This is a genomic window from Candidatus Tisiphia endosymbiont of Thecophora atra (assembly GCF_964026395.1).
Taxonomy (GTDB): Bacteria; Pseudomonadota; Alphaproteobacteria; order Rickettsiales; family Rickettsiaceae; genus Tisiphia.
The window spans coordinates 321,931-337,464 of record NZ_OZ032145.1 but is presented as its reverse complement, the minus strand read 5'-3'; the positions used below and the strand labels follow the sequence as shown (position 1 = coordinate 337,464).

General features: G+C 32.0%; 18 protein-coding genes and 2 tRNA genes. 15 read left to right on the top strand and 5 right to left on the bottom strand.

Annotation, left to right across the window (positions count from 1 at the left end):
- Nucleotides 1-3: 3 nt before the first annotated feature.
- From AAGD45_RS01620 to metG, 4 genes are all read left to right on the top strand, one after another.
- On the top strand, nt 4-771 hold the full coding sequence (locus AAGD45_RS01620) for an SIMPL domain-containing protein (protein ID WP_341761709.1): 768 nt from the start codon (nt 4-6) through the stop codon (nt 769-771).
- Nucleotides 772-818: 47 nt separating this feature from the next.
- A complete protein-coding gene (locus AAGD45_RS01615; RefSeq protein WP_341761708.1) occupies nt 819-1,043 on the top strand; it encodes an AbrB/MazE/SpoVT family DNA-binding domain-containing protein in 225 nt (74 codons plus the stop codon).
- Nucleotides 1,037-1,438, top strand: coding sequence for a type II toxin-antitoxin system VapC family toxin (locus tag AAGD45_RS01610; RefSeq protein WP_341762181.1), 402 nt, complete (start codon nt 1,037-1,039; stop codon nt 1,436-1,438). The genes AAGD45_RS01615 and AAGD45_RS01610 overlap by 7 nt, the downstream gene beginning before the upstream one ends.
- Before the next feature lie 170 nt (nt 1,439-1,608).
- The gene (gene metG, locus AAGD45_RS01605; protein WP_341761707.1) at nt 1,609-3,147 is read left to right on the top strand and encodes a methionine--tRNA ligase; all 1,539 of its coding nucleotides are present in this window, start codon (nt 1,609-1,611) and stop codon (nt 3,145-3,147) included.
- Nucleotides 3,148-3,162: 15 nt separating this feature from the next.
- Here metG and AAGD45_RS01600 read toward each other — a convergent pair whose 3' ends face one another.
- From AAGD45_RS01600 to map, 4 genes are read right to left on the bottom strand one after another with little or no spacing between them, the layout of a single operon-like run.
- Nucleotides 3,163-3,483: a DUF721 domain-containing protein gene (locus AAGD45_RS01600; RefSeq protein WP_341761706.1), complete on the bottom strand. Its 321-nt coding sequence runs from the start codon at nt 3,481-3,483 to the stop codon at nt 3,163-3,165.
- Complete coding sequence (locus tag AAGD45_RS01595) at nt 3,464-4,483, bottom strand: UDP-phosphate alpha-N-acetylglucosaminyltransferase (RefSeq protein ID WP_341761705.1); 1,020 nt, start codon at nt 4,481-4,483, stop codon at nt 3,464-3,466. Before AAGD45_RS01595 ends, AAGD45_RS01600 begins: the two co-directional genes overlap by 20 nt.
- Nucleotides 4,480-5,160, bottom strand: a complete 681-nt coding sequence (radC, locus tag AAGD45_RS01590) for a RadC family protein (protein WP_341761704.1) — start codon at nt 5,158-5,160, stop codon at nt 4,480-4,482. The genes AAGD45_RS01595 and radC overlap by 4 nt, the downstream gene beginning before the upstream one ends.
- An 8-nt stretch (nt 5,161-5,168) precedes the next feature.
- Nucleotides 5,169-5,963 carry a type I methionyl aminopeptidase gene (gene map / locus AAGD45_RS01585; protein WP_341761703.1) on the bottom strand — a complete coding sequence of 265 codons (795 nt, stop codon included), beginning with the start codon at nt 5,961-5,963 and terminating at the stop codon, nt 5,169-5,171.
- A gap of 548 nt (nt 5,964-6,511) precedes the next feature.
- Here map and AAGD45_RS01580 point away from each other — a divergent pair.
- Complete coding sequence (locus AAGD45_RS01580) at nt 6,512-7,468, top strand: transposase (protein WP_341760848.1); 957 nt, start codon at nt 6,512-6,514, stop codon at nt 7,466-7,468.
- Between the two features lie 200 nt (nt 7,469-7,668).
- Here AAGD45_RS01580 and AAGD45_RS01575 read toward each other — a convergent pair whose 3' ends face one another.
- The gene (locus AAGD45_RS01575; protein WP_341748108.1) at nt 7,669-8,229 is read right to left on the bottom strand and encodes a cytochrome c oxidase assembly protein; all 561 of its coding nucleotides are present in this window, start codon (nt 8,227-8,229) and stop codon (nt 7,669-7,671) included.
- Nucleotides 8,230-8,608: 379 nt separating this feature from the next.
- On the opposite strand from AAGD45_RS01575, the gene rpoH reads away from it, so the two are divergent.
- From rpoH to AAGD45_RS01525, 10 genes are all read left to right on the top strand, one after another.
- Nucleotides 8,609-9,493, top strand: a complete 885-nt coding sequence (rpoH, locus tag AAGD45_RS01570) for an RNA polymerase sigma factor RpoH (protein WP_341761702.1) — start codon at nt 8,609-8,611, stop codon at nt 9,491-9,493.
- A gap of 66 nt (nt 9,494-9,559) precedes the next feature.
- Nucleotides 9,560-10,312 carry a tol-pal system protein YbgF gene (ybgF, locus tag AAGD45_RS01565; protein WP_341761701.1) on the top strand — a complete coding sequence of 251 codons (753 nt, stop codon included), beginning with the start codon at nt 9,560-9,562 and terminating at the stop codon, nt 10,310-10,312.
- 28 nt (nt 10,313-10,340) lie between these two features.
- On the top strand, nt 10,341-10,994 hold the full coding sequence (locus AAGD45_RS01560) for a DUF2659 family protein (RefSeq protein ID WP_341761700.1): 654 nt from the start codon (nt 10,341-10,343) through the stop codon (nt 10,992-10,994).
- A gap of 281 nt (nt 10,995-11,275) precedes the next feature.
- Complete coding sequence (locus tag AAGD45_RS01555; RefSeq protein WP_341762180.1) at nt 11,276-12,514, top strand: PQQ-binding-like beta-propeller repeat protein; 1,239 nt, start codon at nt 11,276-11,278, stop codon at nt 12,512-12,514.
- 313 nt (nt 12,515-12,827) lie between these two features.
- Nucleotides 12,828-13,295, top strand: a complete 468-nt coding sequence (gene rplM / locus AAGD45_RS01550) for a 50S ribosomal protein L13 (protein ID WP_341761699.1) — start codon at nt 12,828-12,830, stop codon at nt 13,293-13,295.
- A 6-nt stretch (nt 13,296-13,301) separates the two neighbouring features.
- Nucleotides 13,302-13,778 carry a 30S ribosomal protein S9 gene (rpsI, locus tag AAGD45_RS01545; protein ID WP_341761698.1) on the top strand — a complete coding sequence of 159 codons (477 nt, stop codon included), beginning with the start codon at nt 13,302-13,304 and terminating at the stop codon, nt 13,776-13,778.
- Nucleotides 13,779-13,839: 61 nt separating this feature from the next.
- Nucleotides 13,840-13,916: transfer RNA gene (locus tag AAGD45_RS01540), tRNA-Met, on the top strand.
- Nucleotides 13,917-14,153: 237 nt separating this feature from the next.
- The gene (locus AAGD45_RS01535; protein ID WP_341761697.1) at nt 14,154-14,453 is read left to right on the top strand and encodes a YraN family protein; all 300 of its coding nucleotides are present in this window, start codon (nt 14,154-14,156) and stop codon (nt 14,451-14,453) included.
- A 158-nt stretch (nt 14,454-14,611) separates the two neighbouring features.
- A tRNA-Thr gene (locus AAGD45_RS01530) sits at nt 14,612-14,686 on the top strand.
- A 433-nt stretch (nt 14,687-15,119) separates the two neighbouring features.
- Entirely contained in the window at nt 15,120-15,527 is a 408-nt protein-coding gene (locus AAGD45_RS01525; RefSeq protein ID WP_341761696.1) for a hypothetical protein, read from the top strand.
- The last annotated feature ends 7 nt before the right edge of the window (nt 15,528-15,534 follow it).

The following is a 15,534-nucleotide window of genomic DNA, read 5'->3' as shown; positions in this document are numbered from 1 at the left end:
ATTATGTATAAAAGTCTTCTTACTATTGCTATAGCGTTAATATCATTTACTTTACCAGCAATTGCTATGCAGTCTAAAGATTTACCAACAAATCAGGATGGTTCGTATCTTAATATATCTGTTACTGAACAAATGGATGTAAAAGAAGATTTACTTATATCTAGTATGCGAATAGAAAAAGAAGGAGTTGATCTAAAATATATAGAGGATGAGATTAACCTAATGATGTCTAAAGCAGTAAAAATGGCTAAAGAAGTTGAAGATATTACTGTATCAACAGAACAATATTATGTTTACCAATATAACCAAGACCAAAATATTGATAATAAAAAAGATAAAGTAAAGAAAAAAATGTGGCGTGGTACTCAGGTATTATCACTGAAAAGCAAATCATCTGAGGCTTTATTAACATTAATTGGAAAATTACAGAATGAAGGGCTATTAATACAAAGTTTAAATTATACTCTTTCTAATGAAAAAAGAGAAGTCATTCGAGATTCTATGATAGAAGCTGCTATTGCAAAACTAAAGCAACGAGCTATACGTGTAGCTAAAGCTCTTGGTAAAGAATACGATGGATTCACTATGATAAATGTTGATCCTGAAGCAAGGAGAATGCTAGTGCCTAGATTGATGATGGGATCGCCTGTAAATGCTGATGATAGTGTGGTTAATATGCCAGTTGCAGAACCAAGCACAAGTGAGGTAACTATAACTGTTTCAGCTACTGCTTTGCTTAAATACGGCTCAGTGTTAGGGAATAAGCGATAAAGTACCACTTATATCTTATAGCACAACGAAAGCACGAGGTAATAATTATGAAAGTATCTAGTAAAGGGCAAATAACTATACCTATAGATATTAGAAGTAAATTTGGTTTCTTGCTAGATACAGAAATCACTTTTATAGAAAAAGAAGACGGCGTTCTATTAAAAAAATATCAAAATCAAAATAATAGAGGTAATAAATTAATATTGCATATGTCTAGAAAAAGCACAGTAAAAATGTCTACTGATACCATAATGAAATTAACTAGATCATAATCTTAGTTGACAGTAATATATTATTAGATATTATCACCTGTGATGCTAGGTGGTATAATTGGTCTTCTAACCAATTGTTAAAATTATCGCAATTTCATGAATTAGCAATTAATGATTACATATATACAGAAGTTTCAATAGGATTTGAAAGAATTGAAGAACTTGAAGAAGTAATCGGCAATAATTTTAAAGTTCTTCCTATCCCTAAAGAAGCCCTATTTTTAGCAGGAAAAGTTTTTATACAATATAAAAAAGCAAATAGTGGCAAGAAAAACTCCGTATTACCAAATTTCTTTATCGGAGTACATGCGTCTGTATTAAATATTCCTCTTCTTACAAGAGATGTAGCACGTTACAAAACATATTTTTCTAAACTCCATCTTATTCACCCTTAGGTCAAAAGATTTACATTCTTATTCTAATGTATACTTGTGACTGCTTGATTTCGAGATGACACTGGCTTGCTTTCATCGGCAACAAGCGGCTCAAATTAACTATTTTTATAGTATACATATTTAGCAAGAATAACTATAACAAATATAGGTTTATCCATTATAAATTCATTATGAAAAATACATATTATATTACCACCCCTATTTATTATGTTAATGATATACCTCACATAGGGCATGCTTATACAAGCGTTGCGTCTGACGTAATAGCAAGATTTATGCGTTTATCAGGTAAAGAGGTAATGTTTCTGACCGGTACTGATGAACATGGTCAAAAGGTAGAAAAATCTGCTATTGCCAAAAATGTTGAACCACAAATATTTACCGATACAGTATCTAAAACTTTTCGTACATTAATGCACTCAATGAACATTTCTAATGATGATTTTATTAGAACTACAGAAGCTAGGCATAAACAAGCAGTAAGTAGTCTATGGCAAAAATTGCTGGATAGTGGCAATATTTACCTTGATAGCTATAAAGGCTGGTACTCGACGCGTGATGAGGCTTTTTATGATGAATCAGAATTAACAGAAGATGGACTAGCTCCGACTAAAGCTCCTGTTGAGTGGCTTGAAGAACCAAGTTACTTTTTTGCCCTATCAAAATGGCAAGATAAATTATTAGATTTTTACAATGCCAACCCTGATTTTATCAGACCAAATACTAGACGTAATGAAGTTATTAGTTTTGTCAAATCCGGATTGCATGATCTATCCATATCACGTTCTAGTTTTAAGTGGGGAATTAAAGTACCAAATGATGAAAAGCACGTAATATATGTATGGCTTGATGCACTGAGCAACTATATTTCGGCTTTAGGATATCCAAATGATACAAACCAGTATAACAAATTTTGGCCGGCTGATGTTCATATAGTCGGTAAAGATATATTACGCTTTCATGCCGTATACTGGCCAGCATTTTTGATGGCAGCTGGCTTGCCGCCACCAAAATGTGTTATGGCACATGGGTGGTGGACTAATGAAGGGCAAAAAATCTCTAAATCTATAGGGAATGTAATTGATCCATTGCAATTAATAAAAGAGTTTGGTTTAGATCCAGTTAGGCATTATTTAATGAGAGAGGTAATATTTGGCTCAGATGGTAATTATTCTCGTAGTAGCTTAATCAATAGAGTGAATAGTGAGCTATCTAATAAAATTGGTAATTTATTGCAAAGAACTCTAGCCTTTGTTTATAATAACAATGAGGCAAAAATTCCGTCAATTAGCAAGGAATCTATCGATAGCATTTATGAGTCATTTTTAATGAAGCTATCCCACCAAATTATATCAGAAAATTCACTGTTCACTAAGACTTTTGCTATTAATTCTGTGTTAGAAAATATTATTACTTTAACCGAAGAAGCCAATATTTATATAGATCGAGAAGCCCCTTGGCAGTTAAAAAAAACTGATCCTATAAGGATGAATGAGGTGTTATATACGCTACTTGAGACATTAAGGTATATTGCTGTAATGTTACAGCCATTTATCCCTGATTCGGCTAATAAAATGCTTGATCAGCTTGGTGTACCAAAAAGTCAGAGAATGTTTAAACATTTAACAAAGGAGTTTACTTTAGCTATAGGTAGTAACATTAGCCAGCCAAAGCCTATATTTCCAAGATTTCAGGATAATACTCGATGACAATAGAAGTCTATTCTAGTTATTTTTTGTAGCATATATTGTAGTTCTTAAACTATGTATAGCCTTAAAACCTAGATAAACGGAAATACGCTCAATAATTATCTGTTGATGAAATGATAGTTCTAAGGCGATGCTCGAATTTTCCACTTGTACATGTAAAATATTTATTCTCTGTCCTTTCTCTTTAGGGCTAGATATTTTTAATGGGCTAGTTTTGGTACTAAATTTTGGTCCAACAATCTTGCTCCAATTAATCATAATTTCTGCAAGCAATGGGTGCTGTTTACCAAAGATTCGTCTAATAATTATATTGATGTCATGGCTGAGCGGTTTCATGGGCAAAATTAATTATTGTAACCATTACTACTAATATAGCAAAGATAATTGATAATAAAGGAAAATACAGAGAAATAATTGATAATACCATAAGTAATATATTGCATATTATAATTCTACTCACTACTTCCTTATGACTTTTACCATTTCTGACTGCTTTTTGAAAAAAATGCTTTAAATGAGGTTGCCAAATCTTTTCCTTATTAACTAGTCTAATTAGTATGGTTAATCCTCCATCTGCTAGGTAATATAAGCTAGCAATAGATGAGGCAACAAACAAATGAACACTAGATGCTGAAATAAGTAGCAAACATAAACCTAATAAAAATCCTAAGCTTATACTACCTACATCTCCTAGAAAGATTTTGGCAGGATGCCAGTTAAATATCAAAAAACCTATGGAACATGCTAATATAATGATGTTAAGCACAATTATAAAATTTATATTTATTATTATATCAGATTTTAGATAACAAAGTATCAATATAGTGATCGATAAATGAATAGATTCAGCACCACTAATACCATCTATTCCATCAAGAAAATTATAAATATTTAAAAAGACAATCAATCCTATTATAGATAGTACAAAATCAATATATAAAGGTAATTCGTGATGAAATAATACTACTGGAGATAAAAATAAAAAAATAGCTATTGTAGAACAAATTATGTGAAAAATTAGCCTTACAAATATTGGAATAGAAATAAGATCATCTAAAAATGAAATGGTAGAAATGATCAGCAGTAAAGGTACAATTTTAATTGAGTTTATCAGAGTTTTTGTTGAGAAATATTCATAGGCGATAAGAGCAATTATTACTACTATAACTATCGCAAGCCCACCTCCTCTTGGTGTGATTTTACTATGTACTCTACGTGTATTTGGTACATCCACCACTCCAAAAGATGGAAGACTAGAAATCAATAGCCAAGTAAGAAAGCTTGTTGCTATAAAAGATAATAAAAACAAAAAGCTATAATTAATCAAGTTACTCATAACAGCATATTAGACTTAAAACTGAAATATTCATTGGCTGTAATAATTACATGGTCATGAACCGATATGTTCATATTAGCACAAGTTTTTACTATTTTGTGTGTTAGTTCAATGTCAGTATTTGAAGGCTTACTAACACCACTTGGATGATTATGTACCAATATAATTGCACCAGCTTCATTAAATAAAGCTCTTTTAATTATTTCTCTTGGATATATTGTTGCCTGATCTATAGTGCCTTGGCTTAAAACTTCATCAGCAATTAGGACATTCTTTTTATTTAAAAATAAGATACGAAATTGTTCTGTCTTCATGCTACCCATCGTTGCTTTTAGATAGTCTATTAGAACGTTCCAAGAACTAATTACATTTTGATTTATTACTTTTTGTTTTAGCATTCTGTTAGTTAGTTCACGCATAATAACAAAATTTACATATAAATTATCATTAGTTCCTTTAATATTAAGCAATTTTTCTTTATCTGTATTTATTAAATTAGCGAGACTACCAAATTGTGTTAATAATTCCTTTGCTAATGGTTTTACATCTTTTCTAGGTATTACAAAAAATAATATCATTTCAAGTAATTCATAATCTGCAAGATTTTCTGCAGAAACAATAATACGTTGTCTTAGGCGTTGTCTATGCCCAATATAATGGGGTATATCATCTTTCATATTTAGTTTTACAATAAGTCTGTTTTATAAGGTGGATGTATCAAATGTTTTGGTGATAAAGTAAAAATGTCAAAACCATCTTTGGTTACGCCTAAACTATGCTCAAATTGTGCTGATAATGATTTATCACTTGTTGTGACTGTCCAACCGTCTAATTTACTTAGATGAGTGGAGTGATGTCCAGCATTTACCATTGGTTCAATAGTAAAAAACATACCTTCCTCCAAGACCAAGCCAGTGCCAGCTTTGCCATAATGTAGAACTGTCGGTTCTGTATGAAATATACGTCCTATCCCGTGACCAGTATAATTTCTAACAACTGAATAATTATGTTTTTCAACATAAGTTTGTATAGCATTTCCGATATCTCCTAAATGTACTCCTGGTTTTACTAGTTCAATTCCTATCATCATAGCATCATAAGTAACCTGTACTAAGCGTTTTGCTTTAATTCCTACATCACCAACATAATACATTCTACTAGTATCACCATACCATCCATCGACAATTACAGTAACGTCGATATTTATTATATCGCCATTTTTAAGGAGTTTATCATTTGGAATACCATGGCATACTACATGATTAACAGAAGTGCAAATTGATTTTGGAAACCCATTATAGTTCAAAGGTGCGGGGATTGCATTATTGGACACAATAAACTCATGGCAAAGATCATTTAAATAGATCGTACTCACTCCTGGTTTTACGTAATCAGTAATAAAATCTAGGGTTTCTGCAGCAAGTTTGCCTGCAATATGCATTTTCTTAAAGTTTTCTTGTGAATGAATTGTTATGGTCATAATATATAATAATAAATTGAATGAACGGTATATACTCTTCTGCTTTGAAGAATTGGCTCCGCAAAACTTCGGGGTATTCACGTACTCATTGTACGCTCCGCTCGCTCACCCCTTGTTTTACGTTCCAATTCTTCAAATCACTTGAGTATAATAACCTCGAGTATTGATGTAATAAATTAATAGTAGGCTCAAGTAATCATCGGCATTAGAGGTGATGTCCACAACTGTTGAAAGTTAAAAAATCGTCTATTAGCGAGGAGACCGTAGGTCGACGAAGCAATTGTAAGTTAAAAGTATGATATAATAGATATTGAAGTCAATGTAAATAATGATTTATACTGACTTATAAGGGGGTATTACAGCGATAGTCATTAATAATATAAATGACTATCGCTGTGCAGGCGTGAGCGACCGTGAAGCAATTGGTTTTAAGACCGAATGGATATTGGTACTCTAGCCCAAATCCCCGAGACGTTTGAATAGTTGATTGGGATGCCTTTGCACGCCCGCTTACAATCGTAAACAACATTAAAAGTCTTCGAGGTATTATGCTATTATATAATAATTTTATCGGTCTTGATATAGGAAAATTCAATTTTGTTGTTGCTATTCATGGAAAAAAAGAAACTAAAGAATATAATAACAACTCTAATGGAATAGCTGATTTTATCAAGGATTACAAAAAAGAGATTAGTTCTGCATTGTGTGTTTTAGAAACTACTGGTGGATATGAAATGGAACTATTACTAACGCTTTGCAATCAGGGTTTTGCTGTACATAGAGCCAATACTCGTAAAGTTAAAAACTTTATTAGGTCTTTTGGTAATGCAGCTAAAACTGACAGTCTTGACGCTAAAGCTCTAGCACTTTATGGTTTTGAACGATCAGAAAGATTAGAGCTATTTAAAGTACAATCTAAGCAAGCTTTAAACTTGTATGAATTAGTAGGACGTAGGAACGATCTTAAACAAATGTTGATTGCAGAAAAAAATAGGTTTCAGTCCCCGAGAGCTGATTTAATCAAGTCTAGTTGTGTTAAAATGATCGAAGTACTAGAAGAACAAATTGCATCTATTACTAAAGAAATAGATGACTTAATAGCAAAAGATAAGCTCTTGCAAGCTAAGAAAGAGACTCTGCAAACTATTAGTGGTATAGGCGCAGTAGTATCTAATGAGCTTATAGCTTTGTTACCTGAACTTGGTACATTGAACCGCAAACAAATAGCATCATTAGTAGGTGTTGCACCAATATCTAATGATAGCGGTAGATATAGCGGATATAGACATACAGGTCATGGTCGAAATTTTGTTAGACCTATGTTGTTTGTAGCTGCTATGGCTGCTAGAAATTCTAACTCTGAACTGAAGGTATTTTATGAGAAATTGATCAATAGAGGAAAAAAGAAAATGGTGGCGATGGTAGCATTAATGCGTAAAATCATTGTGATTGCAAACGCTAAGTTACGTGATTTAACTAGCTCTGCACAAGCAATAAAAATTTAAACCAAATTTATTTAAATTTTTATTGCGAACATAGTTGATCTATATGACAAGCTTCATGGATTGCCACGCTCACGTACGTTCGCTCACAATGACGGTTTTTTAACTTTCAACAGTTATAGGATAACACCCTAGGCTATTAACCGATGCCTTACATCAATATTTGAGGTTATAATATACTAAACTTTTAGTTTTTTAAATTATTATTTGAATTTCATTGAATCTTTTTCAATGGTTCTTACCTTATAAAAGCTATAAGATAGGGTTATTGTATCCACATCATTCATTTCTTTATCTTCCTCAAAATCAGAGTCTATAAAAAATGTCACTGGCATCAACATTTTTTCTCCTGCTTTTAATAACTGTTCTTCAAAACAAAAACAATGTATTTTAACAAAATATTTACCAGCTTTATTAGGTGTAACATTATAAATAGAAGTTCCTATTATATCATCGTTACTTAAATTTTCAGACTCATAAAAAATTAGTGTATTTTGTCCTAGGGTAACTTTAGACCTTCTTTGCTTAGGAATAAATCGCCAAGGCAATTTACTGTCAACATTGGAATCAAATTCTATAGTTATGGTTCTAGTTCCTTTTTTAGGAGAATATATATTGAGCTCTTGTCTTGTGGTAGTGCCACCATATCCAGTGACTTTACAAAATAGATTGTAAATTGGTATTGATGCAAAGCTTAAAAAAACCATGCTAAGTACTAAACTAACTAGGGCTAAGGCAAAATTTCTATTAGATTTTTGTAACACTATACTCTCTCTTAATTATATAGCTAACCCGATTAGTATTACTCTGTCATTGCGAGGAAGCCGTAAGGTCGACGAAGCAATCTATATGACAAGCTTCATGGATTGCCACGCTCACATACGTTCGTTCGCAATGACATATACGCCTATAAACCGTCATTGCGAGGAGCTACTTTAGTAGCGACGAAGCAATCTAATAAATGTAGATTGCCACGACCACTACGCGGTCTCACAATGACAGAATAATGCTAATCGGGTTAGCTATAAAGAGTCAAATTTCAATTTTTTACAAGAAGTCTATTTAAAACATCTTAAACTTATGATATTATGTACTCATTCTAATATATCCCCTAAGTAAAGGAATCTATTTTAAAGGTATTATATGACTAACAAAATCAGTGTGCCAGTAATTTCTGCAGAATCAGGGTTTTATCAATATTTGCAAAAGATCAATAAAGTTCCGTCACTTTCACAAGAGGAAGAATTTCTACTTGCCAAAGCCTATCTTGAGCAGAATGACCTAGAAGCTGCTCATAAGTTAGTAACTAGTCACTTGAAATTGGTAGCAAAAATTGCCATTAGATATAGAAATTATGGGTTACCTCTAAATGAGCTTGTGTCAGAAGGGAATTTAGGTCTTATGCAAGCAGTAAAGAAATATAATCCTGATTTAGGTTTTCGTCTGTCTACTTATGCTTTGTGGTGGATTAAAGCTTCAATCCATGAATATGTCCTAAGGTCTTGGTCTTTGGTTAAAATGGGTACTACGGCAGCACAAAAAAAGTTATTTTTTAGCCTTGGTAAAATTAAGCATAAAATTACTAACCTATATTCAAGAGCTGTTACAGATCAAGATTTTGTTCAAATTGCTCAAGAACTTGGAGTGACTAAGAATGAAGTTAGTGAAATGAATTCTAGGCTATCTGGTCCGGACTTATCATTGAATAATTTGGTAAATAGTGGAAATGATAACAGTGATAGCGAACTAATTGAATTTTTACCGGAAACTCGTCCAAGCCAAGAGCTAAGATTAATTAGCCAAGAGGATTCTGTTAATAAACATAATTTGTTAACACAAGCGATGAAGATATTAAATGATCGTGAATTGCATATTCTCACTGAGCGTAAATTAAAAGATTCTCCAAAAACTCTCGATACTCTTAGTATTGAATATAAAATCTCTAAGGAAAGAATTAGGCAGATTGAAAACACAGCGTTTGAGAAAGTGAAAAACTTTATATTGCAACAGATGCCAAAAGCTATTTAAGTGGATTACTATAATTTTTCTAGTATACTCAGATGGTTTTATAACATTTAAATTAAATATTAATTCATGAAAGCAATTGCTATACATTTATTGATTATTTTGATTTCTACGCAAGTATTTGCTGGAAATCAAATTACTAGAAAAGGTTTGAAATTTGATTCATCTAATGATTGCACAGAAAGATTAGATATTTTGGAGAAAGAGAATCAGCACTTACTTGGTAGAGTCGAAATAATTGAACATACTATTGCCAAATTAGAAAGAATTTTAGGCTCTACAAAACAAGAGGTAATAAGTTCTGAAGATACTAGTACAGCAAAAAATTTATCAGATGATTCTATAGTTGGCGATGTATTTGAAATACCATCTACTAAAGAAGTGCAAAAGGAAGTTGCGTCGTATGATACTGCAAAACCCATTTCGGGGATAGCAAAAGATAAGCAACTTTATGACTTAGCACTTGCCTCTTTAAAAGATAATAAATTAACCGATGCAGAAGAAAAATTTGCAAATTTTTTAAAAAATTACTCTAATAGTCCTTTGGTAAGTAATGCGTATTTTTGGTATGGAGAATCTTTTTTTAGACGTAATATGTTTGATAAAGCAGCTATAAATTATCTAAAAGGTTACAAACAATCACCAAAAGGCTCTAAAGCTTCTGACTCATTGTTAAAATTAGCATTATCTCTTGGGGAATTGAAGAAAATACAAGAGGCATGCTCTATTCTTGATAAACTTGAAACAGAGTTTCCTAGTAGATCAGCTACATCAATAAAAAGAGCTAAGGATGCAAGAACCAAATTTGCTTGTAAGCGTTAGGTTCTTATGAACAAAAAGGTAAATAATAATGACTGACATTTTAGAAGAAGTCTTAAATGATAAAAATGAAGAAAAGAAACTTTATTACTTTAAAAAACTTCTGCCTATAACTATAATCTTCGCACTAATAGTTGTATTATTTATGCTAATAAACAATTGGCTTGACGGTAAGAAAATAAAGAATAATCAAAAGACAGGTGATATTTTAGTTAAGTCTATGTCGCTTATCAATGACAACAAAGACCTAACCATAAAGTCGTTGGATAATTTAATTGAAACAAGTAATAATAAAGTAGGAGAGCTTGCTGCTATCGAACAAGTCAGTATAAAAATACAACAAGGAGATTTTATAGAGGCTAGAACTTTATTAAAGAAAATTATTGATAACAAGAATTATGCCGAATTAACAAGTGCATATGCACGTCTAGTTTGGCTAAGTTTAATGATAGACGAAACAAATTTATCTAACGTAAACATTAATGAAATCGAGGAATATTTAAATTATTTTGATGATGAGAATAAACCATTCTTTGGTACTGCAAATATTATCAGAGCAATTTGGTATATTAACAACAACTCAAAAGATTTAGCAGAAAATACTTTGAAAAAGGTAATATCACTAGAAAGTACAACTCAAGTAGTTAAAGAGCAGGCTAAAGCTTTACTTTCAAACTTACAATAAACTTCAATTAGGGATAAGAATTAGTTAATTCTTATCCCTAATTGGCTTTAATATAAGGAAAAATGCATTCTTAAAGCGGTTTTGCGAATGCATTTTAAACCTTTCTAAAGCTAGAAACATGATTTTAAAAGATTAAAATCATGTTTCTAGCAAAATATTAATTTAACAATCAGATGCAGAGCCGTCTCAAATCTGATTGTTTCTATAATTTCACCGAATTAGGGATAAGAATTGACAAATTCTTATCCCTAATTCGCGTAACAACAAAGGCTTAAATTATGATAAAACAACGATTAATTATTTTCTTACTACCTTTTATTCTGACTTCTTGCGGTCTTGGAGCTAAAAAGATTAAAAATATTGTAGAATTAACTCCTAGATTATCTGTAGAAAGTAATGAAACAATTCAAATAGATTCTGTAAAAACAAATATATTTAGCCCTGAACAGCTTCAAAATAAGGAATATACTGTTGCAAAATATAAAATAATATCAGAGCCAGTTTTTAATAAAGCTGTTGCCTATACCATTGATACTAAAGGTAATATTTCCGCTTTTTCTATGAAAGATAAATCTATTATGTGGTCATATAATATCAGCACTAACAAGAGTGATTATTATGTTGGTGGAGGGATCTTATGCCACAATGATAAACTATATGTTACCTATGGTTCAAGATTCTTGGTAGTATTAGATAGTAGGTCAGGTCATGAAATAATTAGAAAAGAGTTGCCTGATATTACTAGAGTAAAACCGGTATTAATTAATAATCATACTATTGTAGTTCAAACAGTAACTAATCAAATATTAGCGATTAATATTGATAACTTAAATTTTGTTTGGCAACATGAAGGTGTAGTAGAAACTTTGTCATCAAGTTACCATGTTAGCCCAATAGTACAAAATAATCATGTAATAGTAAACTATAATTCAGGACAAATTCTTGCTCTAGAAGCAGGTAGCGGCCAAGTTCTATGGACTAACGATTTATCTAGTCATCAAGAAATAGGTTTACCGAATTTTGAGGCAGCGTCTATATTATGCAAACCTATTGTCAATAACTCTCATATATATATAGCTAATAGTGCTGGTAAGATAGTCAAGCTAGATATTATGACGGGTAATATTCTTTGGCAAACCAAAGCTTATGATGTGCAATCAATGTTGTTAGCGGGTAATAGTTTATTTATAACAAATAATGCTGGACAAGTAGCTGCTGTAAGTACTGATTTTGGTAAAGTCAAATTTGTAGCAGATCTAAATGATGGGAAAGATATTAAGAAAGTTAAAGCCTCATCATTCCTAGCTCCTATAATTGGTAAGGTAGCTGAGGCAGAAGAGTGGAATCTAAATATTATTTCCACTAAAGGTGAATTATATAGTTTCCAATCAGATGTTAATGGTAATTTAAGCACTACTCCACAGATTACTAAAATTACTAAAAATATTGAATATCACGGAAAAACCTGCTGTGGTAGTATGTATTTTGCTACTGATAAAAAAATTATGTTTGTCGATTAGTCAAGAAACTATGTAAAACTCGATAATCAAATTTTTTAGAGTTATTAAAAAATACGTCATTGCGAGAAGCCGCTGAAAGTGGCGACGCGGCAATCTAGGATACGCGAAGCGTACTAGAAAAAACAGCTCCGTTGTTTACTTGGATCACCACGGCATCTAAAGATGCCTCGCGATGACGGTTAAGGAAAAACTTGATTATCGAGTAAAATATATATTTACATTTATCTTGACAAAATAGTAATTATAATGCTATTTAGTATAGCCTAGGTTGGGACAATGATAACATTAATTCTAATTAATAAAGATATATAACGTGAAAACTTATTCTGCAAAACCATCACAAATTCAGAAAAAGTGGTGGGTCATAGATGCTAAAGACCTTGTATTAGGTAGACTTGCTAGTGAAGTAGCTAAAATCTTACGCGGCAAACATAAGCCTTCCTTCACTCCTCATTTAGATTGTGGAGATTATGTAATAATAATTAATGCCAAGCATATTTGCTTGACAGGTAAAAAATCAGATCTTAAAGATGGTAAGTTTTATTATCGCCATACTGGTTTCCCAGGTGGAATAAAGGATACAACAGCTGGAAAAATTCTGTCTGGTAAGTATCCTGAACGTGTCGTTAAGCTTGCTGTAAAAAGAATGATTACGCGAAATGTTTTGGGATCAAAGCAGATGGGTAATCTATATATCTATGCAGAGAATGAACACCCACATAAAGCTCAGCAACCTGAGTTTTATGATTTTGCAAGCAAAAATACAAAGAATAAAAAATAGTGAATTATGACAATATTAAAGGTTCAAAGTGAAAAAACCAAAAGCGATACAGTTCAGAGTAAGTTAGTTAAGCCTAAAACGCCTGTAGGAAGCGGTGATAATAAAGTCTATGGTACAGGTAGAAGAAAAAGTGCAATTGCTAGAGTTTGGTTAAAAAGTGGTAGTGGTAAGGTAATTGTCAATAAAAAAAATATGGAGCAATATTTCACTCGTGAAGCTCATACCAAATCTCTTTTGCGACCATTTGTTGTAACCAATACTGCTGGACAATATGATATAATATGTACTGTTAGAGGCGGTGGAATATCAGGACAACTGGGTGCTGTACTACACGGTGTTTCTAGAGCTCTTGACAAAATTGCACCAGAATTTCATAGTATTTTACGCAAATCCGGTTTCTTAACAAGAGACTCAAGGGTTGTAGAACGGAAAAAATATGGTAAGCATAAAGCTAGAAAAAGTACTCAATTCTCTAAACGTTAAAATTTTACAGAATCTGTTTGGAGTTGTCTAGCATGTGATTTTCTGAAGCTCTTTCCATCATGGCGGGGTAGCTCAGTTGGTTAGAGCAGCGGAATCATAATCCGCGTGTCGGGGGTTCAAATCCCTCCCTCGCTACCACAAAATGCTCATTTATGTGGTGCTTTGTTATCTATACTTTGTGTAATGGGGGTTTTCATAATAAGAATCAACAACTAATTCTTTAAAGCATTAAGTATACTGCGATTTTTTTTATATATGAAAGTCATTAGTGCTACTTGATATATATGCTATTATGCGGTGAATGTACTCGCAATTCTTCAAGTTCTTGCAAACATTATTATGAAAAGGATTACATTCGGTTTAATAGCTGAGTATGTGGCTATTATTATTTATAAAATTAAATTTTATCAAATTCTTCACCATCGTAAAAGATATTATGTTGGTGAGATTGATATTATCGCCCTACGTGGAAAACAACTTGTTTTTATAGAAGTAAAAGCAAGGCGTTCTGACATTGATGATCGGATATTATCAACTCATCAACAAGCAAGAATAAAAAGATCTGCTAGTATATTTTTAAGCTCTAACCCAAAATACCAAAATTATCAAGTTAGATTTGACCTAATAATTATTAAACCTTACAGTATACCAATTATTATTGAAAACGCATGGTAATAGAGTTTTTTCTACTAGACGAAAAAGAATTTAATTATACACTATACACTCAAATGCTAACTGACTAAGTAATTATTTTAAAATTATTGCTTGACCAATAAAGCAATATATGTCAAAAAGATCATACTCATATAGTCTAAGACTTCTCTTAAAACTAGGCCGCTATAGCTCAGAGGTAGAGCACATCATTGGTAATGATGAGGTCGTAGGTTCAATTCCTACTAGCGGCACCAATTTTTTATTAGTTGTAATCCTTAAAGTCCTAGTACTCATAAGCTTTCTTCCTATAATTTGCATTAATATTTAAAGACTATCTAAACTTGATATATTTGTCCTCAGTACAGGACAAAGAGATTAAGGAGAGAATAAAAAATAGTAGATAACGCGTAGACAAAGCTCTATTAGTTAGGTTGTTAAAGACTTAAGAGGCAAGAGAATGATTACAGCGTTATCACAATTAATAGGAGACTACTTTTTTAATAGTTTTGCAAGTATAAAATTAATAGAACAAATAATATTAGGATTACTGCAAGTGAGAGATGTAAATCTTACATAACTTGCCTTAACGATAAAAGGAGACAAGCAAGAATCACGCTATAAGAAATTACAGAGATTTTTTGCCAAATGTGAATTATCTACACATCCTTAGCCAAGTTACTGGTTAGGTTGGCTGGAATTGATGCTGAACAATGGTTATTAGTGCTTGATCGGACAAATTGGAAATTTGGTAAGCTTGACATCAATATTTTAGTATTATCTATTTGCCATAAAGGCATTGCTATACCAATTATGTGGGATATGTTGCCAAAAGCAGGAACTTCTAATAACGTTGAACGTCAGCAATTAATGGAAAGGTTTATTACTGTATTTGGCATAGAGAAGATGTCAGCATTGCTTGGGGATCGGGAGTTGATTGGTGATTTATGGCTAAAGTTTTTAGCTGATAAAATGATACCATTTTATATTAGAATCAAAGCCAATCTTACCATTGGTAGAGCAGAAGATGAATTAGTTACTGCTAATCATTTAATTAAGAGCAGCAAACAAAATGCTACGTATTATGTAAAAACATAAACAAACT

Excerpts from the sequence above, each read along its gene's own strand:
- AAGD45_RS01620 (WP_341761709.1), top strand. The coding sequence starts at position 4 with ATGTATAAAAGTCTTCTTACTATTGCTATAGCGTTAATATCATTTACT.
- AAGD45_RS01615 (WP_341761708.1), top strand. The coding sequence starts at position 819 with ATGAAAGTATCTAGTAAAGGGCAAATAACTATACCTATAGATATTAGA.
- metG (WP_341761707.1), top strand. The coding sequence starts at position 1,609 with ATGAAAAATACATATTATATTACCACCCCTATTTATTATGTTAATGAT.
- AAGD45_RS01600 (WP_341761706.1), bottom strand. The coding sequence starts at position 3,483 with ATGAAACCGCTCAGCCATGACATCAATATAATTATTAGACGAATCTTT.
- AAGD45_RS01595 (WP_341761705.1), bottom strand. The coding sequence starts at position 4,483 with ATGAGTAACTTGATTAATTATAGCTTTTTGTTTTTATTATCTTTTATA.
- radC (WP_341761704.1), bottom strand. The coding sequence starts at position 5,160 with ATGAAAGATGATATACCCCATTATATTGGGCATAGACAACGCCTAAGA.
- map (WP_341761703.1), bottom strand. The coding sequence starts at position 5,963 with ATGACCATAACAATTCATTCACAAGAAAACTTTAAGAAAATGCATATT.
- AAGD45_RS01580 (WP_341760848.1), top strand. The coding sequence starts at position 6,512 with ATGCTATTATATAATAATTTTATCGGTCTTGATATAGGAAAATTCAAT.
- rpoH (WP_341761702.1), top strand. The coding sequence starts at position 8,609 with ATGACTAACAAAATCAGTGTGCCAGTAATTTCTGCAGAATCAGGGTTT.
- ybgF (WP_341761701.1), top strand. The coding sequence starts at position 9,560 with ATGAAAGCAATTGCTATACATTTATTGATTATTTTGATTTCTACGCAA.
- AAGD45_RS01560 (WP_341761700.1), top strand. The coding sequence starts at position 10,341 with ATGACTGACATTTTAGAAGAAGTCTTAAATGATAAAAATGAAGAAAAG.
- rpsI (WP_341761698.1), top strand. The coding sequence starts at position 13,302 with ATGACAATATTAAAGGTTCAAAGTGAAAAAACCAAAAGCGATACAGTT.